Origin of the sequence: Rhizobium sp. ARZ01 (assembly GCF_014851675.1) — a bacterium.
Taxonomy (GTDB): Bacteria; Pseudomonadota; Alphaproteobacteria; order Rhizobiales; family Rhizobiaceae; genus Mycoplana.
Genome location: NZ_JACVAE010000003.1, coordinates 400,129 through 426,418, shown reverse-complemented (window position 1 = coordinate 426,418; position 26,290 = coordinate 400,129). Strand labels below are relative to the sequence as shown.

Genomic DNA, 26,290 nt, shown 5'->3' with positions numbered 1-26,290 from the left:
GCCGACCATCGGAACGTCTGGTGTCAGCGGCATTACGGAACGGTGACGCCACAGCAACAGTTCAATGAACGGCTGATGACAAGTGGCCAGCGCCTAGGCCAGACCTTTCTTCTCCAGCATGGCGTCGATGCTCGGAAGCTTGCCCCGGAACGCCTTGTAGGCGTCCTCCGGGTCGATCGCGCCGCCGACGGAATAGATGTTCGCCTTCAGCTGCGAAGCCATGCCGGGATCGAAGGCATTGCCAGTCTCGGTAAAAGCGGCAAACGCATCGGCATCAAGCACTTCCGACCACATGTAGGAATAGTAACCGGCCGAGTAACCGTCGCCCGAAAAGACGTGCTGGAAATGCGGGGTGGCGTGTCGCATCACGATCGAGGCCGGCATACCGATTTTCTCCAGTACCTCGGCCTGGAGCGCGATCGGGTCCTCGAGTGCGCCTTGCGTATGGTACGCCATGTCCACCAGTGCCGAGGAGGTGAACTCGACGGTGTTGAAACCAGCATTGAAGGTCCGCGCCGCCAGGACCTTGTCGAGCAGCGCCTGCGGCATCGGCTCACCGGTCTCGTAGTGCACAGCGTACGCCTTGAGAATTTCCGGTACCGTCAGCCAATGTTCGTAGAGCTGCGAGGGCAGTTCGACGAAATCGCGGGAAACGCTCGTGCCCGATACGGACGGATAGGTCACATCCGACAGCATGCCGTGCAGCGCATGACCGAACTCGTGGAAAAGCGTACGGGCATCGTCGAGCGACAGCAGCGCCGGCTTGCCCTCCGCCGGCTTGGCGAAGTTGCAGACATTGTAGATGATCGGGATCTCGCCGGTCGAGCCATCCTTGAGAGGCAACTTGTGCTGGCTCTGATAGGCGCTCATCCAGGCGCCGGAGCGCTTCGAGGAGCGGGCGAAGTAGTCGCCGAGGAACATGGCGACGAGCTTGTTGTCGCGGTCGCGGATCTCGAAGACGCGCACGTCGGGGTGATAGACCGGCACGCCTTCCATCGGCACGGCACGGATGCCGAATAGTCGGCCGGCGACGTCGAAGCAGGCGTCGATGATCTTTTCCAGCTGCAGATATGGCTTCAGCTCGGCTTCGGAAAAGTCGAACTTCTCCGCACGCAGCTTTTCGGCATAGTAGCGCCAGTCCCAGGGCAGGACCGGATGGTTGCCGCCCTCCGCGGCGATCAGACGGGCAAGATCCGCCTCTTCCTCGCCCGCGCGCGCCACCGCCTTCTCCCAGACCTGCTCCAGGAGCCCGTTAACGGCCGCAGGCGTCTTGGCCATCGTGTTGTCGAGCTTCAGCGCCGCGTAGTTCGCATAGCCGAGCAGTCCCGCTTTCTCGGCACGCAACGCAAGTGTCTCGCGCACAATTTCGCGGTTGTCGGTCGCGCCGCCATTGATGCCGCGCGCCGCCCAGGCATGAAACGCCTGCTCGCGCAGGGCACGCCGGCTGGAAAAGGTCAGGAACGGCTCGATGATCGAGCGCGAGAGCGTGACGGCGAACTTGCCCTCCTTGCCCCGTTCGCGGGCCGCGGCCGCCATCGAATCCTTGACGAAATCCGGAAGCCCGGCGAGATCCGCCGCATCGGACAACATCAGCGCCCAGTCCTTTTCGTCCGCCAGCACGTTCTGGCCGAAATTGGCGCCGAGCGCCGCCAGACGCTCGTTGATCGCCGACAGGCGCTCCTGCTCCGGTTTCGCCAGCTTCGCGCCGGATTTGACGAACCCCTTCCAGTGGCGTTCCAGCACCCGGGTCTGCTCGACCGTTAGCCCCAGCATCTCGCGCCCGTCCCACAGTGTGTCGATGCGGCCAAAGAGTTCGGCATTGTTGCCGATCTTCGAATAGTGCCGCGACATCTTCGGGGCGATCTCGCGCTCCAGCGCCTGAATGGTCTCATTGGTATTGGCGCCCGCACGGCTCCAGAACAGTGCCGAAATGCGCGACAACTCATCACCGGCAAGCTCCAGGGCAACAACGGTGTTGTCGAATGTCGGCTTGTCGGGATGGGCCGCAATGGCGTCGATTTCCGCCTCATGCAGGACGATCGCAGCATCAAAGGCTTCGGCAAAGGCATCGTCGGAGACGAGATCGAAGCGCGGCAGGCCGTTGATCCCGCTCCATTCGATCAGAGCAGGGCGGATTGTCTTAAGTTCGCTCATGAAAAATCCTCGTGGCGGCAAATCATCGTTGCTCGAATATAGGAAGGGACAGACGGCTTGTGTACACCGCATTGCACTTCTTCCCCCTTGTGGCCAATCGTCTCGTGTGCGCGCCCAAGCGGTGAAATTTCTTGACGAACAGGACAACTTCAGGGAAAACGACAGCTGTTGCGGCCCCGGACATCCCGCCGCAACAAGAACTATGGTGCCGGGCCCCTCTGGCGAGAGTTTTACGGCGCTCTCGTGATGTCGGTACCGCCAGCAATTGAGCCGGCGGATCAGAGAAAAATGAAAATCCTGACCATGCCTGACGCGCATGCCATTTTCGGCACGCGCAATTCGTTTCCCTTTGCCCTGGACAATTCGATCACGTGCGAAAGAGAGGTGCTGGCATGACCCCCTCTCAGCCGCAAACCGCGATCGGTTATTTCAAATGGGCCTTTATCGTCACCGCCCTCGGCCTGCTGTTGGGTGCGTGGCTTGGTTGGCAGTCCACCGGCACGATCGGTGGAATGGCAACCGTCTTCTTCATCTGTACCGTGCTTGCGGTGCTCGAAATTTCGCTGTCGTTCGACAACGCCATCGTCAATGCGAACAAGCTGAAGGACATGACGCCGGTCTGGCAGCACCGGTTCCTCACCTGGGGCATCGTGATCGCCGTCTTCGGCATGCGTATCGTCTTTCCGCTCATGATCGTGGTCATTGCCGCCAAGATCGGACCGATCGAGGCTATCGTTCTCGCTGCGAAGCAGCCGGGCGAATATGCGCGCATCATGAACGAGGCGCACCTGCCGATCGCAGCCTTCGGCGGCACCTTCCTGATGATGGTCGGCTTGACCTACTTCTTCGACCAGGAGAAGGACGTGCACTGGATCGCCTTCATCGAGAAGCACATGGCGCGGTATGCGACGATCAAGGGCATCGAGATTGCCTTCGTGCTGATCCTGATCCTGCTGTTCTCGACTCTTCTCGAAGGTGAGGAAGCCGATACCTTCGTCTATTCGGCGATCTATGGCCTCTTGACCTTCCTTGCGGTCGAAGTCGTCGGCGGGTTGCTCGACGCCTCGCAACAGACGATGAGCGCTGCCGCCAAGGGTGGTCTCGGCGCCTTCATCTACCTTGAAGTGCTCGACGCCAGCTTCTCGTTCGACGGCGTGATCGGTGCCTTCGCACTGACGCAGAACCTCTTCGTCATCGCCATCGGCCTCGGCATCGGCGCCATGTATGTCCGCTCGATGACGATCATGCTGGTCGACAAGGGCACCCTCGCCGAATACCGCTACCTGGAGCACGGCGCCTTCTACGCCATCCTGATCCTGTCGGTGATTATGTACTGCCAGACGCTCGTACATATCCCAGAGGTCATTACCGGCCTTGGCGGTGCGGGCCTGATCGGCATCTCGCTCTGGTCCTCGATCCGCTACAATCGCCGGGAACAGGCGGAAGCGCACGGCCAGACCGTCGAGAACGTCTGACCGATCCGGCGGCGCTCCGGCGCCGCCGTTTTCTTTCCAATACGAAAAGGGCCCGACGATCCAAGATCGTCGGGCCCTTCTTGCTGAATTCTGCTGTCACCGCACTGCGCATCCCGCGGGATGCAGGCCGCTTCTCTTGAAGTCAGCCTGGGTTTCTTACCGCGTTCTTACTTGGGGAAAGACATCGGATCGATGCCAAGGGTCCTCAGGTCACGGTCTCTCGGACGGCGGTTGCCTTCGACAGCGGCGGCGGCTGCACCTGCAGCGCCAAGCACCGCAAAGGCGCGCCCCAGGAAACCCTGGCGGATGGCGTCACGAAACTGGCTCATCGTCTTGCTCTCTTTTCTCTCTTCTACGAGAACAAAGATGTAACCGATGAGCGCTTGGGACAAGAAACGGAATCACAGGGCAGCCATGCAAGGGAAGCACGCCGCGATTTTCACCGCAGCGTGCTACACTTAACAGACATGCTTGAGCCTTCGCTCAGTCCTCGCTTGCCGCCAACTGCGACAGGACCTCGCCGCGCCCGCGAGCCCGCAGGACCAGCGGTATGATCAAGGCTGCCGCCGCGATCAAAAGCAGCACGACCGCCACCGGAGAGGCGACGAGCGTCGTGAGGTCGCCCTGACTGATGGACAGCGCCCGGCGCAGCTGCTGCTCCGCAAGCGGCCCGAGGATCAGGCCGACGACCACTGGTGCGATCGGATAGCCGAACATCCGCATGACGTAGCCGAGCAGGCCGAAGGCGAGCAGCATGCCGAGTTCGAACACCGAAGGATTGGCGCCGATGGTGCCGAGCGTGGCAAACAAGAGGATGCCCGCATAAAGCCATGGCTTCGGGATCGTCAGCAGCTTCACCCACAGCCCGATCAGCGGCAGGTTCAGCACCAACAGCATCAGGTTGGCGATCAAAAGGCTGGCGATCAGGCCCCAGACGAGCTGCGGGTTGGTGGCAAACAGCAGCGGGCCCGGCTGCAGGCCATACTGCTGGAACCCTGCAAGCATGATCGCCGCCGTCGCTGTCGTCGGCAGGCCGAGCGTGAGGAGCGGCACCAGCGTTCCGGCAGCGGATGCGTTGTTGGCCGCTTCCGGTCCGGCGACGCCCTCGATGGCACCGTTGCCGAACTCTTCCGGATGCTTCGTCAGGCGCTTTTCCGCAGCATAGGAGAGGAACGTGCCGATCTCCGCGCCTCCGGCCGGCATGGCGCCGATCGGAAAGCCGATCGCGGTTCCGCGCAGCCACGGCTTCCAGGAGCGTGCCCAGTCGGCAGCGCTCATCCAGACCGAACCCTTCACGGCCTCGACCTTGTCCGGCCCCTTCTCGCCCTGTGCGGCGATATAGAGCGACTCGCCGATGGCAAACATCGCCACTGCAAGCGTCGTCACTTCAATCCCGTCGAGAAGATCCGGAATGCCGAAGGAAAGGCGTGCCTGCCCGCTCAGCTGATCAATACCGACGATGGCCAGCGTCAAGCCGACAAAGAGCGAGGTCAGCCCGCGCAGCGTCGAGTCGCCGAAGGCAGAGGATACGGTCACAAAGGCGAGTACCATCAGCGCAAAATATTCACGCGGGCCGAAGACGAGCGCGATCTTGACGATGAACGGCGCAACGAAGGCCAGCGCCAGCGTGGCGATGAGGCCGGCAACGAAGGAACCGATTGCTGCCGTCGCAAGCGCTGGTCCTCCGCGTCCCGCCCGGGCCATCTTGTTGCCCTCGAGCGCAGTCACGATCGAGGAGCTTTCTCCCGGCGTATTGAGCAGGATCGACGTGGTCGAGCCGCCATACATGCCGCCGTAGTAGATGCCGGCGAACATGATCAGCGAGCCGGCCGGATCAAGCTTGTAGGTAACGGGCAGAAGCAGCGCGACGGTCAAAGCCGGGCCAATGCCCGGCAGAACGCCGACGGCCGTCCCGAGCGTCACGCCGATCAGCGCATAAAGCAGGTTCATCGGTTGGGCGGCAACCAACAGGCCCTGCATGAGAAATTCGAACGTGTTCATGGTCTACCAGTTCCCTCAGAAGAACAGGTGCTCAAGCGGCCCGGTGGGCAGCGAGAGCTGCAGCAGCTTGGCGAAGATCACCCAGACGACGAAGGCGAACACAATGCCGATTGGGATCGTCAGCCAGAGCTTGCGCTTGCCGAATCCGGCTGCGGTCATGGCGAAGAGCAGTCCGGTGGCGACCGAGAAACCGGCGACCTTGAGAAGCAGCATCTGTGCCACCAGTCCGCCAACGATCCAGACGACCGGCCCGAACTGCTGCCGCTCACGCGCCGGAAATTCGTTGCGAAAGGCTTCGATGGCCGTCCAGATTGCGAGGCCGATCAGACAGTAGGCGATGGCATAGGGCACCGTCGTCGGCCCGACCTGCGAGTAGCCGGCGGCACCGGAAAGCCGTGACACATCCCAGAAGATCACACCGGCGATGGCGGCCAGTACGATGGCGATGACGAGCGCCGCCCCATCGGGGCGACGCGTTGCCTTTGCGGGTTTGGTCCCGTTGGTCATTCGACCAGTCCGATTTCCTTGAGGATGCCCTCGGTGGCCGAGACGTCCTTACCGAGCTGTTCATCGAAGGCCGCGCCGGAAAGATAGGTATCCTGCCAGCCCTTGGTCTTCAGCTGCTCCTGCCAGCTGGCCGACTTGACGAGCTTTTCAATGTCGGCAGAGACGGCAGCCTTCTGCTCGTCCGTCAGGCCCGGCGCTGCGGCGATCATGCGCCAGTTCTGCACGACGACGTCGAGGCCGCTTTCCTTGATCGTCGGGGCATCGATGCCTTCGATGCGCGCGTCGCTCGAGACCGCCAGCAGGCGCAGGGTACCGGCCTTCACCTGCGATTCGAACTCGCCATAGCCGGAAATGCCAGCGCTGACCTGGGCGCCGAGGATTGCGGCAAGCGCCTCGCCACCGCCGGAATAGGCGATGTAGTTGATCTTCTTCGGGTCGACGCCGGCTGCCTTGGCGACCAGGCCGACGGCGATGTGGTCCGTGCCGCCAGCCGAACCGCCGGCCCACGAGACCGCACCCGGATCCTTCTTGAGAGCTTCGACGAGATCGCCGAAGGTCTGGAACGGCGAGGACGCCGGAACGACGATCGCCTCATACTCGCCGGTCAGGCGCGCGATCGGCGTGACGTCCTTGAGCGTAACCGGCGACTTGTTGGTGAGGATCGCCCCGACCATGACGTAGCCGCCGACGATCAGCGAATTTGCATTGCCCTTGTCCTGGCTGGCGAACTGGGCAAGGCCGATGGTGCCGCCGGCGCCGGGAACGTTGACGACCTGGACATTGCCGGAAATGCCTTCCGTCTGCATGACCGTCTGTATCGTGCGGGCGGTCTGGTCCCAGCCGCCGCCGGGATTGGCCGGGGCAATGATCTTGTAGTCGGCCGCAAAAGCGGGCAGCGCCATGGCGCCTGCGAGAATGGAAGCAAGGAAAAACTGTTTCAAGGCGGATCCTCCGTCTGGCGCGCCTTCTTCGGCCGCGCATCGTTTCGCATCGGTAAGGAGAGGATAGCCTTTTGCCCGCGGACGATGTGTCGGCGCGCATTCTGTGCGGGTCTCCTCCCCGAGTCTCGCTCGTCCGCCTCCACGGACGATTAAGAACCACAAGCGATCACAGAAACCTGTCATCCAGCTGACATCGTAGCACAGTTTTGCCACAATGCGCCCGCGACCCGCCCTACTGCGCCCTGAGCACCTCGTTCCAGCGCGCGATGAGCCGCGCCCGTTTGACCTGATCGAGATAGACCATGAGCCCGGGGCTGACCGGCACCGGCTTCAACTGAGCGCCCAGCATCTCGCGCATGGTGGTCGCCGTGTTCTCGCCTGCGACGTCGGGCGAGACGGCGGCGATCTGCAGTTCGCGCGCCATGATCGTCTGGCCCTCCTTCGACATGAAGAACGAAAGATAGCGCCGGCCGAGATCCGGCGATGCCGCAGCCTGCGGTACGAGCCCGATGCGCGACATCACCACGGTATAGTCCTTCGGCAGGACGATGCCGACATCCGGGTGCTTTGCCGCCCAGTCCGCCGCATAGGAGCCAAGAATGTTGTATCCGATGACAAAACGACCGTCCGCGATCCGTTCCAGGATTGCCGAGCTGGTGGAGTAGAGCTTGACGCCGGCCGCTCCCATCGCCCGGATGACGGTCCAGATATCGCCGAACTGTTCCTGGTCGCGCGCCATGAACAGGAAGCCGACACCCGAACGCTCGATATCGTAAGTGCCGATGCGCCCGTAGATATCGTTGCCGTGTCGGGTCAGGTAGTCTACGAACTCGGCGCGCGAGGCCGGCGGCTTCTCATCCTTGAAGCTGGGCTTGTGATAGACGAAGACCGCCGGCTCGAAGGTCAGCGCATAAGCGGTGTTGCGCCAGTTGGCCCATTGCGGCCAGCGCTCGCTCATCGGCAGATCGCTGCGCTGGGCATATCCATCGTTTGAGAGCTTGACCTGCAGGTCCATGGCCGACGAGAAGGCAAAGTCGGTCGTCTTCTGGCCCGAATCCGTCTCCTTGACGACACGGTCATAGACCTCGCCGGTCAGCATTTCATCATAGCGTACGGCGACATCGCGATTGGCCTGCTGGAATCCCTTGATCATCGGCCTTGCAAGCGGCTCGTCCAATGACGAATAGACGACCAGAACCGGGCCATCCGCATGGCCGTCGAGGGCTGGATAGAAGGTTTCCCCCGCGATTGCAGGCAGTCGAAGACAAATCAGAAGCAGAACGCTGAGAAGAATGCGCATGCGCGCGAGATTGCATCACCGCGAGACCGTTCACAAGCCGACAGTCGGCCGCTAAGGTGAACCCGGAGGAAGACTTTCAGTGCGAATACTTCTCGTTGAAGACAACCAGGCACTTGCGGACGGTCTTTCGACCATTTTGCGCGGCACCGGTCATGCCGTCGACGTGGTGAACGATGGCGCGTCTGCGGATGCGGCGATCTCCGCCGAGACCTTTGATCTGGTGATCCTCGACCTGACGCTGCCCGAAATGGACGGTCTCGAAGTGCTGCGCGCGATGCGTTCGAGGCAAAACCGGGCGGCAGTCCTGATCCTGACGGCGCGCGGCGCGGCAGAGGACAAGGTCAAGGGCCTCGATCTCGGCGCCGACGACTATATGAGCAAGCCATTCGACATCTCGGAATTCGAAGCGCGTGTGCGCATGCTGCTGCGCCGGCAGGCGGGTCTTCGCTCCTCGGCGCTAAGTTTCGGCGGAATCGACCTCGATCTGAATTCCCGGACGTTTTCGGCGGGTGGCGCACCGCTCGACATCCCCGCTCGCGAGCTCGGTCTCCTCGAAATACTGTTCCTCCGCGCAGGCAAGGTGGTGTCGAAGGAGGCGATTACGCAATCGCTCGCAGCCTTTGACGACGATCTCAGTGCCAACGCGATCGAGCAATACGTCAGCCGGCTCCGCAAACGCATCGCCCCGCATGGGGTGACCGTGCGTACCGCGCGCGGCATCGGCTACTATCTCGACAAGGCGGCACCCGCTTGACCCACAGCCCGGCCTCCTCGCTTCGCAGCCAACTGCTGGGCTGGCTCTTCGTTGCGACCGCCGTTTTCGGCATTCTCGCCCTGATCGACACCTACCACGAGGCGATAAAGACGGCGGATACCGTTTCCGATCGCGTGCTCGCCGGATCGGCGCTCGCCATTGCCGAACGGGTGGTTGTGAATGAAAACGGCGCACTCGAGGTCGATATTCCCTATGTGGCGCTGGAGATGCTGACGTCGGCCGCACAGGACCGCGTGTTCTACCGGGTTGAGGGACCGCCGGGCCATTTCATCACCGGTTACCAGGCCCTTCCGACCATTACCGACACCAAGGGGCAGTCGACAGCCTATGCGGATGCAACCTTTCGCGGCGAGCCAATTCGCGTCGCGGTGCTACAGCGCTCAGCATCGACCGGCGTCAATTCCGTTCCCTTCGCGGTGACGGTTGCCGAAACCACCATTGCAAGGCGGCAGCTGACACAGGCGATCCTGTTGCGCTCGGCCCTGCGCCTTGGGCTGATGATGGCCGGTGCCGCCGCTATTGTCTGGATCGCCGTGACGCTGGCTCTGCGGCCGCTTTATCGCCTGAGCGACGCGATCGCCGAGCGCAATCCAAGCGACCTGCACCCGATCGACCAGGCAGTTCCAAGCGAGGTGCAGGGCCTTGTCGATACGGTGAACTCCTTCATGGTGCGGCTACAATCCGCGCTGAACTCCCTGCGCCATTTTTCAGGCAACGCGAGCCACCAGCTGCGTACACCACTCGCCATCATCCGCACCCAGCTTGTTCTTGCCAGCCGCGCACCCTCACTCGGTGCGGCGCAGGAGGCCGCCCGGAAGGGCGATGATGCGGTGGCCCACGCCGAGCGCATCCTGGCGCAGCTGCTGTTGATGGCAAAGATCGACGCTGCCGGCTCGGCAGAGCCGCATCCGGTGGCGGCAATCGACATCGCCACGCTTGCCCAGACGATGACCGCCGAATACGTGCCGGTAGCTGCCCAGGCCGGCATAGACCTCGGCTTCGACGGCAACGGTCCCGCAATCGTGCGGGCAGAACCGCTCCTGTTCGGCGAAATGCTGCGCAACCTGATCGAGAATGCCATTGCCTATGCCGGCTCAGGCGCGGAAGTCACCGTCATGGTCTTTTCCGAAAAGCACGTGGTCCGGCTGCGGGTGGAGGACAATGGCCCCGGGATCCAGGCGGAGCGGCGTGCAGAGGTGCTGCAACGCTTCGCCCGCGGCGGACATGGCAACGCACCAGGCATGGGTCTTGGTCTCTCCATCGTCGAGGATATCGCAGCACTGTTCGGCGCTACGCTGACACTGGAGGAGGGCACCGGCGGCAAGGGACTGTGTGCTGTCGTTACCTTTCCCGCTGCCGCTGCTGATGCCGGATCCGGCTGACGGGCACGGGCTCCTCGGGCGACCTTACGTCCGCCGCCAGCTGACAAGCCCGGGCGCCGCGTGCCAGACCGCCTGCACCGCAAAACCCATGAACAGCAGCCCCGACATGCGCACGATCGCAAGCTCATGCCGGCGGTAAAACCGGCGTACGATCGAAGCGCCGATGATCGAAACCAGGATGATGTCGGCAATCAGGAAGCCGAAGAACGAGACGGCAAGCAGCTGGGGCAGCGCGGAAAAATCGAGTGCGTTCGAAGAACTCGCGAGAAGTGCCGTGAAGGTGGCGAGCGCCACCGGATAGCCCTTGGGATTGGTCAGCCCGAAGATCAGTCCACGCCGCAACGGACGCTCGACCACAAGAAGCGGCTTGTCCGACCCCCGTGGCTTGGCGCGAAGGGCCGTCCAGCCGATCCACGCCAGATAGAAGCCACACATGAATCCCAGCACGTCGAAGACGAACGTGCCCACCGTCTTGGCCCCGACGATGGCAACAAGCGCCAACGTCGACCAGACAAGGTCACCGGCCAGATGCCCGCCCAGGAACAAGGCACCGGCCTTCCGGCCCTGCCCCGCTCCGATGCCGAGCAATGCCAGGAAAGCCGGGCCGGGAATGAGCACATAGAAAAGGGCGGCGAGAAAGGCGCCGAGAAGCAAGGAACCGGTCATGGAGAACTCCGCAGGATCGAAACGTCATTCGATCTTGCACACACGTTTTCGTCAAGCCATCTGGGCGTGATCTGGCGGGGCCGGCAAAACTTCGCGGATTGCATCCCTCCGCCCGGAAGCGATAAGCAGAGCTGAAACGCATGAAACTGGACCACCATCACGCATGGCGGGGCAGAAGGAATACACGAATGCCGCCGCAACGGATGACCGAGCGCCGAACAACCCTTATCGGCGCGCTCCTGACGTCGCTCGGTCCGATCTCGATGTCGCTCTATACGCCCGCGATGCCGACCCTTGTGCATGCGTTCGGGACAACCGAGTCGACGATCAAACTGACCTTGTCGTTCTACTTCGGCGGCTTTGCCCTCGCCCAACTCCTGGCGGGGCCGCTGGCGGATGCCTTCGGTCGACGCGTCGCTACATTGCTGTTCCTCTCGATCTATCTCGCAGGAAGCCTTGCTGCGGCATTCGCTCCGAGCGTCGAATGGCTGCTTGCCGGCCGTCTGATCCAGGGTGTCGGCGCCTCGGTCGGTGTCACGGTTTCGCGCGCCATCGTCCGCGACCAGTTCATCGGAGGCGAGGCGGCGCGGATCATGAACCTGATCGGCATCATGCTGGCGATAGGTCCGGCGATGGCTCCCACTATTGGGGGATTCGCCCTGGCAGCCTTCGGATGGACCTCGATCTTTTTCCTGATGGTTGGCTTCGGCCTCGCCTCGTGCCTGCTGGTATACTTCTGCCTGTGCGAAACGATCGTCCCAGATCCGCGCCGAGCCTTGCCTCGTCCGTTGGTGTCGGCCTATTTTGAACTCGCCCGCGACGCCCGTTTTGTCGCCGCCGCATTCGTCATGGCCGGTGCTGTCGGTGCGCTCTATGCGCAGGCAACCATGCTGCCGTTCATCATGATCGAGAAGATCGGCCTGACCCCGACCCAGTTCGGTCTGAGCATGATCATGCAGTCCGGTTCCTACTTCTTCGGCTCGATTGCGCTGCGCTACTTTTCCCGCCGTTTCGGCGGATCGTATTCGGTGTGGAGCGGACTTGTGCTGATCGGGACCGGCAGCCTGATGATGGCCGCATCGGTCCACGTCCTGCCGCCAAGCTTCTGGTCAATCATGCTGCCCGTCGCGATTTACACATTCGGCATCGCCTTCGTCTCGCCGCAGATGACGACGGCCGGCATGTATCCCTTTCCGCACATCGCCGGTTCTGCCTCCGCGCTCATCGGCTTCATTCAGATGGGATCCGGTTTCCTGGGCGGTCTGGTCGCCGCGATGATCGGCATTCCGCTTCTGTCTTTCGGCACGGTGATACCGACAATGGGCCTGATCTCCGTCCTTTCCTACCTCTGGTTCCTGTTCGCTTCGCGACGTGCCGATTGGAAGGCCGCCAAGGACGAATAGAAAACCCGCCGAGCGGGTGCCCGGCGGGTCCGTAATATCTGCCCGAAGTGCTGGCTGTCAGCCGCGACGGTCGCGGGCAGCGAGAGTCCGCAGGCGTAGCGCGTTCAGCTTGATGAAACCGGCGGCGTCCTTCTGGTCGTAGGCGCCCTGGTCGTCCTCGAAGGTGACGAGCTTGTCGGAGTAAAGCGACTTCGGCGATTCACGACCGATGACCATGACGTTGCCCTTGTAGAGCTTCAGCGTCACTTCACCCTCGACATGTTCCTGGCTCTTGTCGATCAGCGCCTGCAGCATCTCGCGCTCGGGCGAGAACCAGAAGCCGTAGTAGATCAGCTCCGCATAGCGCGGCATCAGCTCGTCCTTGAGGTGTGCGGCGCCCCGGTCGAGCGTGATCGATTCGATGGCGCGGTGCGCGGCAAGCAGGATCGTGCCGCCGGGGGTCTCGTAGACGCCGCGCGATTTCATGCCGACGAAGCGGTTTTCCACGAGATCGAGACGACCGATGCCATTGTCGCGGCCATAATTGTTGAGCGTCGCAAGCAGCGTTGCCGGCGACATGCGCACGCCGTTGATCGAGACCGCATCGCCACGCTCGAAGCCGACCTTGATGGTGGTCGCCTTGTCAGGCGCGTTTTCCGGCGAAATGGTCCGCATGTGCACGTATTCCGGTGCCTCGACCGCCGGGTCTTCCAGCACCTTGCCCTCGGAGGACGAGTGCAGAAGGTTGGCGTCGACCGAGAACGGCGCCTCGCCCTTCTTGTCCTTGGCAACCGGGATCTGGTGCTGCTCGGCGAATTCGAGCAGATGCGTGCGGCTCTTGAACGACCAGTCGCGCCAAGGAGCGATGATCTTGATATCCGGGTTCAGCGCATAGGCAGACAGCTCGAAGCGGACCTGGTCGTTACCCTTGCCGGTGGCCCCATGCGCGATCGCGTCCGCACCGGTCTTCTTCGCAATCTCGATCAGATGCTTGGAGATCAGCGGACGGGCAATCGAAGTGCCGAGCAGATAGACGCCTTCATAGACGGCATTGGCGCGGAACATCGGGAAGACGAAGTCGCGGACGAACTCCTCGCGCACATCCTCGATGAAGATCTCCTTGATGCCGAGCATCTCGGCCTTCTTGCGCGCCGGCTCGAGCTCCTCACCCTGGCCGAGGTCGGCGGTGAAGGTGACGACTTCAGCGCCGAGCTCGGTCTGCAGCCATTTCAGGATGATCGACGTGTCGAGACCGCCCGAATAGGCGAGAACGACCTTCTTGACTTGCTTGGGAGATGCCATGGTTGTCTGTCCGTGTGGTGTCAGGGAATGCGGCCATGCCGCGCAAAGATTTCGGCGGCACTTTTAGTCAGAAACAGCGAGGATACAAGCGCCACGGCACGGAGGCATGACAATTAGGCTTCCCAAGCGCGGAGCGCCGGAGTATCGAACGACTAGCACCTGAAAAAGCGGATCCGACACCATGGAATACCTGCCTTCGCTCGCAACACTGGCCGCCTTCACCGCAGCAAGCCTTCTGCTCGCCGCCACGCCGGGCCCGGACATGACGCTCTCGATCAGCCGTGCGCTGTCGCAAGGTCGTGGACCGGCGCTTTTCGTGGTGCTCGGCACCAGCATGGGCATCGTCGTGCACACGATGCTGGTCGCCTTCGGCATATCGGCGCTGATCACCGCCTCGCCCACGGCTTTCACGATCCTCAAGACCGGTGGCGCCGGTTATCTCTTGTGGCTGGCCATCCAGGCGATCCGCGTAGGCTCGAGCTTTTCGGACAAGACAGGCGAGGCAGTCGCGATGCCGAAGGCGTCGGCGCTTGCAAACATCTCGACCGGCTTCTGGGTCAACCTTCTGAACCCGAAGGTCATCATCTTCTTCATGACCTTCCTGCCGCAGTTCGTCTCGGCCGGCGACCCGAACGTGACGGGCAAGCTGATGGTGTTCGGCCTGCTATTCATCATGATCGGCATGCCGGTCAACACGATCGTCGTACTGGCCGCCGACAAGCTTTCCACCTGGCTGAGGAACAACAAGAAGGTCCTCCGCGGCCTCGACTACACCTTCGCCGGCGTCTTCTCGATCTTTGCCATGAAAATCTTCATGACGCAGGCGCGCTGAAGCTCCTGCGCGCAGCACTCCGCTAACTCGCAAAGAGTGCCCGTTAGAGAAGCGTGTCAGTCGTCCTCGCCGTGACCGGCGATCATCATCGCCTCATAGGCCATGCGGTCGACCTTGCGCATACGCTCCGATTCCGACTTCAATTGTCCGCAGGCGGCGAGGATGTCCCGGCCGCGCGGGGTGCGGATCGGCGAGGCATAGCCGGCCTGGTTGATGAAGTCGGCAAACTTTTCGATCTGCTCCCAGTCAGAACACTGGTAGTTCGTGCCTGGCCAGGGATTGAACGGGATCAGGTTGATCTTCGCCGGAATGCCCTTCAAGAGTTGCGTAAGCAGCTTGGCATCCTCGAGGCTGTCGTTGACGTCCTTGAGCATCACGTATTCGAAGGTGATGCGGCGGGCGTTCGACAGGCTCGGGTAGGCGCGGCAGGCCTCGAGCAGTTCCTTCAGCGGATACTTCTTGTTGATCGGCACGAGCATGTCGCGCAGTTCGTCGCGCACCGCATGCAACGAGATGGCCAGCATCACGCCGATCTCCTCACCGGTGCGGTAGATCTCCGGCACGACACCCGATGTCGAAAGCGTGACGCGGCGCTTTGACAGCGATAGCCCGTCGCCGTCGGTGGCAATCAACAACGCCTGCTTGACGTTCTCGAAGTTGTACAGCGGCTCGCCCATACCCATCATGACGATGTTGGAGACCTTGCGGCCATCGTTCGGCACAATGGCGCCCGCAGGGGTCTCGCGGTCGGGGAAGTCACCCAGCCGGTCGCGGGCCAGTAGAAGCTGCGCGAGAACTTCCTCCGCAGTCAGGTTGCGCACCAACTTCTGCGTACCCGTGTGACAGAACGAGCAGGTCAGCGTGCAGCCGACCTGGCTGGAAATGCAGAGTGTGCCGCGACCCTCCTCGGGGATGTAGACGGTCTCGACCTCGACCGGCCGGCCGGCACCGCGCGGCGGAAAGCGCAGCAGCCATTTGCGCGTGCCGTCGTTCGACACCTGCTCCTCGACAATCTCGGGACGGGCGATGGTGAAATGCTCCTTCAGCATCTCACGCATGTCCTTCGATACATTCAGCATGTGATCGAAATCGGAGACGCCACGCACGTAGAGCCAGTGCCAGAGCTGGCTGACGCGCATCTTTACCTGCCGCTCGGAGACGCCCTTCTCGACAAGCGCCTTGCCCATATCCTCGCGCGAAAGGCCGATCAATGACGGCTTTTCGGCAAGTCCCGCCTTGGGTGCCGGTTTTGCCGTCGCGGTCTCCGCCCCGTTGAGAAAATCCAAGGTCGCCATCAGTGCAATCCCGTTACGGCATGATGCCCGCGCGCCCCAGGCTCGCAGATTTGCCACGTTTTCGATTTGAAGTCTTCGGAGCCCGACGGCGCCTGCGCGCGGCTCCTCGCATTTGCGGCGCCTTTAGCATTCTTCGGCCGCGGAGTCACGTGCGGCAAAGATGGCGCGTCGCGCACATGCTGCAAATCCCGCAAATGCAAAAAGGCCGATCATGAGATCGGCCTTCGATATTGGTACGCTCGATAGGCTTACTTGCAGCCTTCAATCTGCTTCAGCGCCGCAGAAATGCCCGAAAGCGAATACGAATAGCTCGTACCTGTGCCGCGGCGCGACTTCGCCTCGACCTTCATGTCCTTGCCGGTCTTCATCGCGGCAACCAGGGCCGGTTCCTCAGCGGCATTCTCGACCCATGCCGAATTGCCTTTGGTGAACATGACGAAGGTGCGCCCGTCGATGACGACATTGACCTTCGAGTTCTCCTGCAGCGGATAACCCATCATCGCCTGCGGCTCATAGGAAATGTTCTGCCCCGGGCGCTGCGATACGAGGAAGAAGATGTCGCCATGGTCAACGCCGGCCGGCGCCTTATCCTTCGGCACGGACAGGACATAGCAGACCTTGCCGCCGCTCGACTGATAGGAGTAGGCCCCCCACGCGTTGAACTGCTGGATCCGGGTCGGAGATTGCGCTGATGCAACGCCGGCCGCTGCCAGAACGAGGGTAAGTGCGGTTGCGATTTTCCTTACGAACATGATTCCCTGCCGGTTGTCTTGCTGTCTTCGTCCAGAAACGGACGTGACGGCTCGCATGATCACGATTTGATTTAATTTGACTTAATTCTGGTTACCAAATCGTCAACAGACGCTCATTTCATCGAACCGGCGGTTACTATGAAACATGCTGCAATGCAAACCGCCTGCAGGTTTTCATGGCGCAACTGCCAGGATGCCGATGAAGAAGCCCATCCCATCAAAGTGAGTTAGTCGACAAAGATTCGGGCAAGAGTTTGACGCGCGTCGAGAACGCGCAGCCTCTACCACACAACGGTTCTCAAGGAATCCGCAAATTCGTCAGCCGTTCTCCGGCAAGCCTTCCGCCAGAGCGCGATCAGCTGACACGTAGTGGTCCTCGCGAACATGGCCGCGGATCGCAGCAAAGGCGGCCGTCAAAACGGCGACGTCGTCGGAGAACCCGATGCCTGCGAGAATGTCGGGAATGCCATCGAGCGGCAGAACGAAATAGGCAAGGGCTGCAAGCAGAATGCCGCGGACACGTGTCGGTGTCCTTGGATCGAGCGCACAGAAATAGGCGGCAACGAGATCGCGGCTGAACGGAATCTGGCGAAAGGCGCGCTTCAGCACCGGCCAGAAACGATTGCGGACCCGCTGCCGCTGGCTCTGCTGCTCATCGTCATCGCCCGGCAAAAGGATTTCGCCAATCTTCACATCATCCATTTCGCACACACTCCCTGCGCGACGGTCAATTTCGGCGCGCCGACAAATATGGGAACCCGCAACCTCGACCGCAAGGCGCCTCAAAGCGCGCGCGCCGCCTTCTCCATCGCCTCGGCCAGCCGCAGATCGAGTGCCGTCACGCCGCCTGCGGAATGCGTCGTCAGGCGCACATCCACCCGGTTATAGACGTTGAACCACTCCGGATGATGATTGAGCCGCTCCGCCGCCTGGGCCGCTTCCGACATGAAGGCGAAAGCATCGTTGAACCCTTTGAACCTGAACGATTTGGTGATTGCCGCTCCGTCTTCCTCAAGCTTCCAGCCGTCGAGCATGGCGAGACTGGAAGTGATCGCTTCCTTGCCGATCTTCTCCTGCTTCATCGACAGTGTCCTCCGTTGCAGGTCATCCTCTTAGCAGATATTTTGCCGCCCGACATCTTCAAGGAAACCTGCGTGACCTCGCTTTCGATCCTGTTCGTCTGCCTCGGCAACATCTGCCGTTCACCGCTTGCGGAAGGAATCCTGCGCCACCTGACATCCGAGGAGGGGCGCGACCAGGAGTTCGTGATCGACTCCGCCGGCACGGGCGGCTGGCACATCGGCAGTCCCCCGGACAGCCGCGCCATTGCGACCGCAGCCGGACATGGAATCGATATTTCGCAACAGAAGGCACGCAAGGTATCGACTGCGGATTTCGATCGCTTCGACCTCATCCTTGCGCTCGATCGCAACAATCTGCGCGCGCTAAAGGAGATTGCGCCACCGGCCTGCCGCGCACGGACTGCGCTATTTTCAACGCAGGCTTTCGGCACCGTGGAGGACGTACCTGATCCGTATTATGGCGGCGCCGCCGATTTCGAAGCCGTCTATCGCTTGCTTTATCGCGGATGCGCGCTCATTGCCGCGGTGCCGAACGACGGTCCGGTCTCGTAGAGAGGGAACACCTCCTCCGTCACGTAAGGTCCGCCGCCGACCGATTCTTTCGAAGACATCAGCACGAAGCGATTGACGGTAAAGGGGGAGGAGGCGAAATTCCCCCTGCCCGACAGGTAGTAAACCACGTCCTCCAGCCGGGCATTGCGCAGCCGCGCTAGCGTTACGTGCGGCGTGAACTTGCGCGGATCCGCTGGAAGGCCGAGGCGCTGGCAGATGCGCTCGATCTCACCCTGCAACTCGTACATTTCCGGCGTGGGCGATACCCCTGCGTAGATGGAATGCGGCTTCCTCGAGCCGAAGGACCCGACACCGGCAAGCGACAGCTGAAATTCAGGCCGTTCGATACGGTCCAGCTTGTCGACGACTTCATCGGCCGTCCGCCCATCGACGTCGCCGATGAACCGGAGCGTAATGTGGAAGTTTTCGACATCGATCCAGCGCGCTCCCTGGAGACCGCCGCGGAGCAGAGACAGGCTCATTGCGGCATTGCGCGGCACTTCGAGGGCAACAAATAGTCTCGGCATGGCGAGCTCCCCGAATCTGTGGTCGTATGCTCAGCGAATCACGCATCGCCTCCCGGCGCAACCTTAATTTCGCACCCGCAAAAAGGTTCAATCGGTTACCCCCAGGCTTTTGACGAATGCCTCCACCGTCGGCAGCATTTTCTCGACCATGACCGCGATGCCCTTGCCGTTCGGATGCATGCCGTCGTCGAGCTGGAGGTCGGCATGCGTGACGACGCCCTCCAGGAAGAACGGATACAGGGGCACTCCATGCTTCTTCGCGATGCGCTCAAAGATGCCGTTGAAGCTCTTGGCGTAGTCCTCGCCCATGTTCGGCGGGGCGAGCATGCCGACCAGCAGCACGGCAATGCCGCGGCTTCTTAGACCGGAAACCAACTTGTCCAGGTTCTGTTCCGTCTGTTTTGGCGGAATGCCGCGAAGCGCGTCGTTGGCGCCGAGTTCGAGGATCACGCCCTTCGTTCCGTCTGGTACCGACCAGTCAATCCGCGCCACGCCGCCAGAGGTCGTGTCGCCCGACACCCCGGCATTGGCGATCGCGACATTCAAACCCTTGGCCTGCAGCGCCTTTTCCAGCTGTACCAGAAAAGCCTCCTCGGCCGGTAGCTGATATCCTGCCATCAGGCTGTCGCCGAAGCCGACGAGCGCGATCGGATCTGCCATGGCCGTTCGCGCAAGTGTCAATGCCGCGAGCATCGTGGCGATGAAAATTCCGTGAGTGGCTTTAAACAACATATCTGCGGTCCTAAGTTGCTGACGCAGCCTCTCAAAAAGGAACACGGGCGAGGCACGTGCGAATTCCAGACGCAATGATCGGTGGCCGGCTCGCTATACCGATCCTGCGATGCTTCAAGATATAGGATAGATTTCCGTGGGCGAAACCATCATCGATCTCAAAAAGGCGGACCTCACCCTGGGAAAGGAGGCGGCTTCCGTCCATGTCCTGAAGCAGATCGATCTGTCGATCCGTGGCGGTGAATCGGTCGGCATCGTCGGCCCTTCCGGGTCCGGCAAGTCGACGCTTCTGATGGTTATGGCCGGTCTTGAGCGATTGGATCGAGGCGAAATCCATATCAATGGCGCAGCGCTCCACAGAATGAGCGAGGATCAGGTGGCCGATTTCCGCGGCCGCAACATCGGCATCGTCTTCCAGTCCTTTCATCTCATTCCCAACATGACGGCGCTCGAAAACGTCGCCGTCCCGCTGGAGCTTGCGAATGTCCGCGACGCATTCGCCATTGCCCGGCGTGAACTGGAGGCGGTCGGGCTTGGCGAACGCCTGTCGCACTATCCAGGCCAGCTCTCCGGCGGCGAGCAGCAGCGCGTGGCTATCGCCCGAGCGCTTGCGCCACAACCGCGCCTGCTGATCGCCGACGAGCCGACCGGTAACCTCGATGCCGACACCGGCAGGCAGGTTTCCGATCTTCTCTTTGCAGAGCAGGCCCGACGCGGCATGACGCTCGTGCTCGTGACCCATGATCCTGCGCTTGCGGCGCGCTGTCAGCGGCAAGTGCGGATGCGCTCCGGCGAGATCGTCACCGATGCGGTCGTCTCCCAGCCGACCAAGCGGGTGACCGCATGAACGGCGCAACGAGCCCGACCGCCCGGCTTTCGCTTGCCGTCCGGTTTGCCTTGCGCGAGATGCGCGGCGGATTGCGCGGCTTCTATATCTTCCTCGCATGCATCGCGCTTGGAACCGCGGCAATCGCCGGCGTCAATTCGGTCTCCAGCTCCATCAGTTCCTCGATCGACGCGCAGGGGCAGTCCCTGCTTGCCGCCGACGTGCGTTTCCAGTTGAGGAACCGGCTCGCGACCGCCGAGGAGAGCGCCTATTTCGACAAACTCGGCAAGGTTTCCCACTCATCGAGCTTGCGCTCGATGGCGCGCCTGCCCGACGGATCCGATCAGGCGCTCGTGGAACTCAAGGCCGTGGACGATGCCTACCCCCTCTACGGCGTGGTCGAGACGACGCCACAGCAACCGCTTGTTAAACTCTTTGCCAAGGAGAGCGATGCATTTGGTGCGGTGGCAGCACCCCTCCTCCTGGAGCGGCTCAGTATTGGCGTCGGCGACGAGCTCCTGCTTGGAACCGCTCGGGTCCGGATTACGGGGACACTGGACCGCGAGCCCGATGCCCTTTCTGACGGCTTCGGGCTGGCACCGAGGTTGATGGTGTCCGATGAGGGGCTGGCGGCCACCGGATTGGTCCAGACCGGCAGCCTTGTCGAGCACGACTACAAGATCCGCCTCGAAGACCCCGCCGCAGTCAAGCTGTCGAGCATCCGCAAGCAGTCGGAAAAGGAGTTCCCGTCTGCGGGTTGGTCCGTCCGCACAAGCAATAACGCCACGCCGGCGCTGTCCAACAACATCACCCGCTTCTCGCAATTCCTGACACTGGTCGGCCTCACGGCGCTGATCGTTGGCGGCGTCGGCGTTGCCAATGCCGTGCGCGCCCATCTCGATTCCAAGCGCGGCGTGATCGCAACCTTCAAGTGCCTCGGCGCTCCGGCCAGTCTGATTTCGGCCATCTACCTGATCCAGATTGCCCTCATCGCTGCCATCGGAATTGCGATCGGCCTCGTGCTCGGCATGCTCATACCGTTCGTCGCAATGCGCTTTCTCGAAGGCGTCCTGCCCATTCCGTCCGAAATCGCGCTCTATCCAGCAGCACTCGCGCTGGCGGCCGCCTTCGGGCTCGTCACGGCCCTTGCCTTCGCGATCGTTCCCCTCGGTCACGCCCGGGAGGTTCCGGCCACCGCACTCTTCCGCGAACAAGGCTTCGAGCGCAGACGGCTCCCTGCCTGGCCCTACATCCTCGGCGCCGGCCTATTCCTTGCGGCGCTTGCAGGACTGGCCGTCGTGACGGCCTACGACCGCTATATCGCGCTCGTCTTCCTCGGCTCGATCGCCTTCGCCTTCGTCGTATTGCGGGCCGTTGCCTACCTCGTGACTGCGCTCGCCCGCCGCGCGCCACGCGTCAATTCACCGGCACTGAGGCTTGCAATCGGCAACATCCATCGTCCGGGCGCACTGACACCTTCGGTCGTGCTGTCACTGGGGCTCGGACTGGCGCTGCTCGTGACGCTGATGCTGATCGACGGCAATCTTCGCCGCGAACTAACAGGCAGCCTGCCGGGACGGGCGCCGAACTTCTTCTTCATCGACATCCAGCGCGCCGATCTCGACGGCTTCCGGTCCGTATTGAAGGAGAACATGCCGGACGGCAAAATCGTCGAGGTGCCGATGCTGCGCGGCCGCATCCTTGACTTCAACGGCGAGGACGTCTCGCGCCGCAACGTGCCGCCGGCAGGCCGCTGGGTGCTGCAGGGCGATCGTGGTATCACCTACGCAAAGAACGTGCCGGAGAATTCGGCGCTGGCCGAGGGCGAGTGGTGGCCGGCCGACTATTCCGGCGAGCCGCTCGTGTCGTTTTCCGCGGAGGAGGCCGGCGAACTCGGCCTGAAGATCGGCGACACCGTCACCGTCAACGTGCTTGGCCGCAACATCACAGCCCGCATCGCCAACTTCCGCAACGTCGAGTGGGAATCGCTGTCGATCAACTTCGTCATGGTGTTTTCACCCAATACATTCGCCGGCGCCCCGCACGCCTGGCTCGCGACCATGATCGACCCCAAGGCGACGGCGGAACAGGAAGCAACGACGCTGCGCGCCGTCACCAATGCCTTTCCGACGATCACCAGCGTTCGGGTGAAGGACGCGCTCGAAATCGTCAATGAACTGATGGGCCAGCTTGCAGCCGCCGTGCGCGCAGCAGCCGCTGTCGCATTGATCGCCTCCGTACTCGTGCTCGCTGGTGCGCTGGCCGCCGGAAACCGCGCACGGACGCACGATGCGGTTGTGCTCAAGACGCTCGGCGCGACGCGCAGCACGCTCATTCGCGCCTTCAGTTACGAGTACATGATACTTGGCGTGGCAACAGCCATCTTCGCACTTCTCTCCGGTGGGGTCGCCGCCTGGTTCGTCGTCAGCCGGATCATGACGCTTCCATCGATCTTCCTTCCGGATGTGGCAATCATGACCGTCGTCATAGCACTCCTCATGACCGTCGGCATCGGACTGGCTGGTACCTGGCGGGTGCTGGGACAGAAGGCAGCACCGGTTTTGCGGGAGCTTTGAGCGGCAAATGCGCTCATCTTCCGACACCTTGGTGGACCTATCCTCGCGCGAAATTGATCGCCGATTCAGTCTTGGTACTTGTACCCGGACCGCTTCGTGCTCATATTTGCCGTTAGGCATGCTGAAGCCCCGCAGCGGCGCCTGGGTTGTTGGGCCAGAACCGGCTACAAAAGCCGGGAGGGTCCGAAAGACACCTCGGTCCTTGTTGGACTGGATGCGATACCCGACACCGTAGAAACATACGGGGCTTGTGAGAGGAAAAAATGGCTGATTTCCGCAACTATCAGACCCGAGTGACGACCGGCGCGCAGGCCGGCGCCGTCATCGACGAAGGTCTTCGCGCCTATATGCTGAAGGTGTACAACCTCATGGCGCTCGGGCTTGCGATCACCGGCGTCGTGGCGTTCTTCGCCTCGCAGGCTGCATTCTCGGGTGGTCAACTGACCGCTTTCGGTCAGGCAATCTATGTGAGCCCGCTGAAGTGGGTCGTGATGCTAGCGCCGCTGGGGCTGGTGTTCTTCCTGAGCTTCCGCATTCACACGATGAGCGTTTCCGCCGCGCAAATGACCTTCTGGGTCTATGCCGCGCTGATGGGCCTGTCGCTGTCTTCGATCTTCCTGATCTATACCGGCGCCAGCATCGCGCAGACGTTCTTCGTTTCGGCCGCAGCCTTCGGTGCGCTGTCGCTTTACGGCTACACCACGAAGCGGGATCTCTCTGCCATGGGCTCGTTCATGGTGATGGGTCTGTTCGGCCTGATCATCGCCTCGCTGGTCAACCTCTTCCTGCAGTCCTCCGCGCTCGATTTCGCGATCTCCGCGATCGGCGTACTGGTGTTCGCCGGCCTGACCGCCTGGGACACCCAGAAGATCAAGGAAATGTACTTTGAAGCCGACGAAGTAGGCGTTGCCGGTCGCAAGGCGATCATGGGCGCGCTGACCCTGTACCTCGACTTCATCAACCTGTTCCTGTTCCTGCTGCGCTTCCTCGGAAACCGCAACGAGTAAGGACGGAAGGCTGAAATCATCAGCCGGAGAAGAGACAAGACCCCGCCAGTTTCGGCGGGGTTTTTGTTTGTCGGAACGCCCGACTTGATTGGTATGCCGATTTATGCATATTTATACGCATTCATGCACGTTTAGGAAAATCGATGTCGCTCAGTGACCTGCTGCTCGGTGAAAGGCAAACACTCATCCAAGAGCGGCTCGCCCGCCATGGACGCGTCATCGCGGCTGAACTTGCCGATGAACTGGGCGTGTCCGAGGACACCATCCGCCGCGACCTGCGCGAGATGGCTGCCGCCGGGCTGTGCCGGCGTGTTTATGGCGGAGCGCTTCAACTGGGTCCGTCAACGTCCTTCAGCGAACGCATCGGCATCGATGTCGATCGCAAGGAAGCGCTCGCCCGCGCCGCGGCGCTGCTGGTCGATCCCGGCTCCACCCTCTTCCTTGATGCCGGCAGCACCAACCTGGCGATCGCCCGCGTGCTGCCCATCGACAAGAACCTGACCGTCGCCACGAACGCCCCGGCCATCGCCGCTGCGCTGCTGGAGCGACCCGGCATAGATATCATCCAGATCGGTGGCCCGATCGACAGGAAGACCGGCGCTGCCACCGGGGCGAAGTCGCTGCGCGACGCCGAGGTCCTGCGCCCGGACCTTTACATACTTGGCATCTGCGGACTTCATCCGGATGCCGGCGTCACCGCCTTCAGCTTCGAGGAGGCCGAGTTCAAGCGCTGCGTGGCGATACAAAGCCGCGCAGTGCTGGCCGCCGTCACCAACGACAAACTCTCGATGGCGGCGCCATATAGTGTGATGCCACTTTCCCGCCTGAGCCGGGCCGTGCTGGAAGCGGATGCCGACGAACAGGAGATTGCGGACTACGCCGCCGCCGGCGTCCGCATTACCCACGCCGAAAGCCCAGTACCAAGCTCGATCGGCAGACCAAAAGCCGCCACCGCTCCCTGACCGACAGTGCATACGAATCCGCGCTACCGAGGCGCAGCGGAAACTGACAGGAACTGAAAATGAGCACCCAAGAAACTGCGGCCAACGCCGCCGGAACAAGAACACCCTATTTCCCGGCGTCGCGGACAGCTGTATCGGGCCTGTTTTTGTTGAACGGAATCTTCATGGGTGCCTGGGCTCCGAAGATCCCGGAATTTGCTAGCCGCCTATCCCTAAGCGAATCCCAGCTCGGTCTGATGATTGTCTGCTTCGGCATCGGTTCGCTTGTGCTCATGCCTATCGCCGGCGTTCTCATTGCCCACTTCGGCACTTCGCGGGCGCTCAAGGCGTCGACGCTCATCTTCCTGCCGACAATGTTGTTGCTATCGCTTGCGCCGAACATCTGGTCCGGTGCGACCGCAATCTTCCTCTTCGGCGGCCTGACCGGCGCCATGGACATCTCCATGAACGCCAATGCTGTCGAGGTGGAGAAATCCATGCGGCGTGCGATCATGTCGTCCTGCCACGCCTTCTGGAGTCTCGGCGCTTTTTTGGGCGCAACGACCGGCGGCTTCCTGATCGAAACGATCGGCGTAATCGGGCACGCCGCATTGCTGACCGTGCTCGCCCTGATCGGCCTTGCCGCACTTTGGAGTTCGGTTCTGCCCGACAAATCGCATCCGGCCGAAACGCGCCAAAAAGTCCGCCTGCCGCTTTCACCGTTGCCCTGGCTGATCGGCATCATGGCGCTCTTCAGCATGATCCCGGAAGGATCCATCCTTGACTGGGGCGCGCTCTACATGCGCGACGAACTCGGCGCCACGCTGGCACTCTCCGGCTTCGCCTTCGGCGCCTTCTCGGCGACGATGGCCGTCATGCGATTTGCCGGCGATCATGTGCGCGACCGTTTCGGCGCCGTGAAGACTCTGCGCGTCTCCACCGTCCTCGCCATCATCGGCATGGTGCTCGCCGGCTTTGCGCCCAACGCCTATGTGGCGATGGTGGGCTTCGCCATCTGCGGGATCGGCATCTCCAATATGGTGCCGATCGCTTTTTCGGCCGCCGGAAACCTCCCCGGCTTCGCGCAGGGCGTTGCACTTTCCGTCACGACCGTCATGGGCTACTCCGGCGCCCTCTTCGCCCCCTCGTCGATCGGGTTCATCGCCGAGCACACGAGCTTTGCCTGGGTCTTCTCCGTGCTGCCGCTGCTGCTGCTCGTCGTGCTGCTGCTCTCTAAGCATGCAGTGCATGCGGACGTGCGACAGAAGCACTGAGAGCGGCGA

The 26,290-nt window shown here is 62.0% G+C and carries 25 protein-coding genes; 11 read left to right on the top strand and 14 right to left on the bottom strand.

What is annotated here, in order from left to right:
- Positions 1–93: 93 nt before the first annotated feature.
- A complete protein-coding gene (locus tag IB238_RS19315) occupies positions 94–2,154 on the bottom strand; it encodes a M3 family metallopeptidase (protein ID WP_192250720.1) in 2,061 nt (686 codons plus the stop codon).
- A gap of 392 nt (positions 2,155–2,546) precedes the next feature.
- On the opposite strand from IB238_RS19315, the gene IB238_RS19310 reads away from it, so the two are divergent.
- Positions 2,547–3,629, top strand: a complete 1,083-nt coding sequence (locus tag IB238_RS19310; RefSeq protein ID WP_192250717.1) for a DUF475 domain-containing protein — start codon at positions 2,547–2,549, stop codon at positions 3,627–3,629.
- Between the two features lie 167 nt (positions 3,630–3,796).
- On the opposite strand, the gene IB238_RS19305 is transcribed toward IB238_RS19310, so the two are convergent.
- The 5 genes from IB238_RS19305 to IB238_RS19285 form a co-directional block, all read right to left on the bottom strand.
- Positions 3,797–3,958 carry a hypothetical protein gene (locus IB238_RS19305; protein WP_192250715.1) on the bottom strand — a complete coding sequence of 54 codons (162 nt, stop codon included), beginning with the start codon at positions 3,956–3,958 and terminating at the stop codon, positions 3,797–3,799.
- Between the two features lie 154 nt (positions 3,959–4,112).
- Entirely contained in the window at positions 4,113–5,630 is a 1,518-nt protein-coding gene (locus IB238_RS19300; protein WP_192250712.1) for a tripartite tricarboxylate transporter permease, read from the bottom strand.
- 15 nt (positions 5,631–5,645) lie between these two features.
- Entirely contained in the window at positions 5,646–6,137 is a 492-nt protein-coding gene (locus IB238_RS19295) for a tripartite tricarboxylate transporter TctB family protein (protein ID WP_192250709.1), read from the bottom strand.
- On the bottom strand, positions 6,134–7,078 hold the full coding sequence (locus IB238_RS19290) for a tripartite tricarboxylate transporter substrate binding protein (RefSeq protein WP_192250706.1): 945 nt from the start codon (positions 7,076–7,078) through the stop codon (positions 6,134–6,136). The genes IB238_RS19295 and IB238_RS19290 overlap by 4 nt, the downstream gene beginning before the upstream one ends.
- Before the next feature lie 232 nt (positions 7,079–7,310).
- Positions 7,311–8,378, bottom strand: a complete 1,068-nt coding sequence (locus tag IB238_RS19285; RefSeq protein WP_192250703.1) for an ABC transporter substrate-binding protein — start codon at positions 8,376–8,378, stop codon at positions 7,311–7,313.
- 79 nt (positions 8,379–8,457) lie between these two features.
- On the opposite strand from IB238_RS19285, the gene IB238_RS19280 reads away from it, so the two are divergent.
- Positions 8,458–9,132: a response regulator transcription factor gene (locus IB238_RS19280; RefSeq protein ID WP_192250700.1), complete on the top strand. Its 675-nt coding sequence runs from the start codon at positions 8,458–8,460 to the stop codon at positions 9,130–9,132.
- The gene (locus tag IB238_RS19275; RefSeq protein ID WP_192250697.1) at positions 9,129–10,535 is read left to right on the top strand and encodes a sensor histidine kinase; all 1,407 of its coding nucleotides are present in this window, start codon (positions 9,129–9,131) and stop codon (positions 10,533–10,535) included. The genes IB238_RS19280 and IB238_RS19275 overlap by 4 nt, the downstream gene beginning before the upstream one ends.
- A 24-nt stretch (positions 10,536–10,559) precedes the next feature.
- Here IB238_RS19275 and IB238_RS19270 read toward each other — a convergent pair whose 3' ends face one another.
- On the bottom strand, positions 10,560–11,201 hold the full coding sequence (locus IB238_RS19270; protein ID WP_192250694.1) for a LysE family translocator: 642 nt from the start codon (positions 11,199–11,201) through the stop codon (positions 10,560–10,562).
- A 188-nt stretch (positions 11,202–11,389) separates the two neighbouring features.
- On the opposite strand from IB238_RS19270, the gene IB238_RS19265 reads away from it, so the two are divergent.
- On the top strand, positions 11,390–12,604 hold the full coding sequence (locus IB238_RS19265) for a multidrug effflux MFS transporter (protein WP_192250691.1): 1,215 nt from the start codon (positions 11,390–11,392) through the stop codon (positions 12,602–12,604).
- Positions 12,605–12,661: 57 nt separating this feature from the next.
- On the opposite strand, the gene IB238_RS19260 is transcribed toward IB238_RS19265, so the two are convergent.
- A complete protein-coding gene (locus IB238_RS19260; RefSeq protein ID WP_192250688.1) occupies positions 12,662–13,885 on the bottom strand; it encodes an argininosuccinate synthase in 1,224 nt (407 codons plus the stop codon).
- 181 nt (positions 13,886–14,066) lie between these two features.
- Here IB238_RS19260 and IB238_RS19255 point away from each other — a divergent pair, with 181 nt between their 5' ends.
- Positions 14,067–14,717, top strand: coding sequence for a LysE family translocator (locus IB238_RS19255; RefSeq protein WP_192250685.1), 651 nt, complete (start codon positions 14,067–14,069; stop codon positions 14,715–14,717).
- Positions 14,718–14,773: 56 nt separating this feature from the next.
- Here the strand turns inward: IB238_RS19255 and rlmN are convergent, their stop codons facing one another.
- The 4 genes from rlmN to IB238_RS19235 all read right to left on the bottom strand — a co-directional run bounded on the left by rlmN (position 14,774) and on the right by IB238_RS19235 (position 17,846).
- Entirely contained in the window at positions 14,774–16,012 is a 1,239-nt protein-coding gene (rlmN, locus tag IB238_RS19250) for a 23S rRNA (adenine(2503)-C(2))-methyltransferase RlmN (RefSeq protein WP_192250682.1), read from the bottom strand.
- Positions 16,013–16,260: 248 nt separating this feature from the next.
- Complete coding sequence (locus IB238_RS19245) at positions 16,261–16,764, bottom strand: invasion associated locus B family protein (RefSeq protein ID WP_192250680.1); 504 nt, start codon at positions 16,762–16,764, stop codon at positions 16,261–16,263.
- Positions 16,765–17,082: 318 nt separating this feature from the next.
- On the bottom strand, positions 17,083–17,466 hold the full coding sequence (locus tag IB238_RS19240; RefSeq protein ID WP_192250677.1) for a YkvA family protein: 384 nt from the start codon (positions 17,464–17,466) through the stop codon (positions 17,083–17,085).
- Positions 17,467–17,546: 80 nt separating this feature from the next.
- Positions 17,547–17,846, bottom strand: a complete 300-nt coding sequence (locus tag IB238_RS19235) for a 4a-hydroxytetrahydrobiopterin dehydratase (RefSeq protein ID WP_192250674.1) — start codon at positions 17,844–17,846, stop codon at positions 17,547–17,549.
- Positions 17,847–17,918: 72 nt separating this feature from the next.
- On the opposite strand from IB238_RS19235, the gene IB238_RS19230 reads away from it, so the two are divergent.
- Positions 17,919–18,398: a low molecular weight protein-tyrosine-phosphatase gene (locus IB238_RS19230; RefSeq protein WP_192250671.1), complete on the top strand. Its 480-nt coding sequence runs from the start codon at positions 17,919–17,921 to the stop codon at positions 18,396–18,398.
- Here the strand turns inward: IB238_RS19230 and thpR are convergent.
- Positions 18,344–18,925: an RNA 2',3'-cyclic phosphodiesterase gene (gene thpR / locus IB238_RS19225; RefSeq protein ID WP_192250668.1), complete on the bottom strand. Its 582-nt coding sequence runs from the start codon at positions 18,923–18,925 to the stop codon at positions 18,344–18,346. The genes IB238_RS19230 and thpR overlap by 55 nt on opposite strands.
- A gap of 87 nt (positions 18,926–19,012) precedes the next feature.
- On the bottom strand, positions 19,013–19,618 hold the full coding sequence (locus IB238_RS19220) for an arylesterase (RefSeq protein ID WP_246723742.1): 606 nt from the start codon (positions 19,616–19,618) through the stop codon (positions 19,013–19,015).
- 175 nt (positions 19,619–19,793) lie between these two features.
- Between IB238_RS19220 and IB238_RS19215 the strand changes: the two genes are divergently transcribed.
- From IB238_RS19215 to IB238_RS19195, 5 genes are all read left to right on the top strand, one after another.
- Positions 19,794–20,504, top strand: coding sequence for an ABC transporter ATP-binding protein (locus IB238_RS19215; protein WP_192250665.1), 711 nt, complete (start codon positions 19,794–19,796; stop codon positions 20,502–20,504).
- Positions 20,501–23,059 carry an ABC transporter permease gene (locus IB238_RS19210; protein WP_192250662.1) on the top strand — a complete coding sequence of 853 codons (2,559 nt, stop codon included), beginning with the start codon at positions 20,501–20,503 and terminating at the stop codon, positions 23,057–23,059. Before IB238_RS19215 ends, IB238_RS19210 begins: the two co-directional genes overlap by 4 nt.
- 263 nt (positions 23,060–23,322) lie before the next feature.
- Positions 23,323–24,066: a Bax inhibitor-1/YccA family protein gene (locus tag IB238_RS19205; RefSeq protein ID WP_192250660.1), complete on the top strand. Its 744-nt coding sequence runs from the start codon at positions 23,323–23,325 to the stop codon at positions 24,064–24,066.
- 143 nt (positions 24,067–24,209) lie between these two features.
- Positions 24,210–25,028 (top strand): DeoR/GlpR family DNA-binding transcription regulator, encoded by an 819-nt coding sequence (locus IB238_RS19200; RefSeq protein WP_192250657.1) that lies wholly within the window; start codon positions 24,210–24,212, stop codon positions 25,026–25,028.
- A 59-nt stretch (positions 25,029–25,087) separates the two neighbouring features.
- Positions 25,088–26,281, top strand: coding sequence for an MFS transporter (locus IB238_RS19195; protein WP_192250654.1), 1,194 nt, complete (start codon positions 25,088–25,090; stop codon positions 26,279–26,281).
- Positions 26,282–26,290 lie beyond the last annotated feature (9 nt).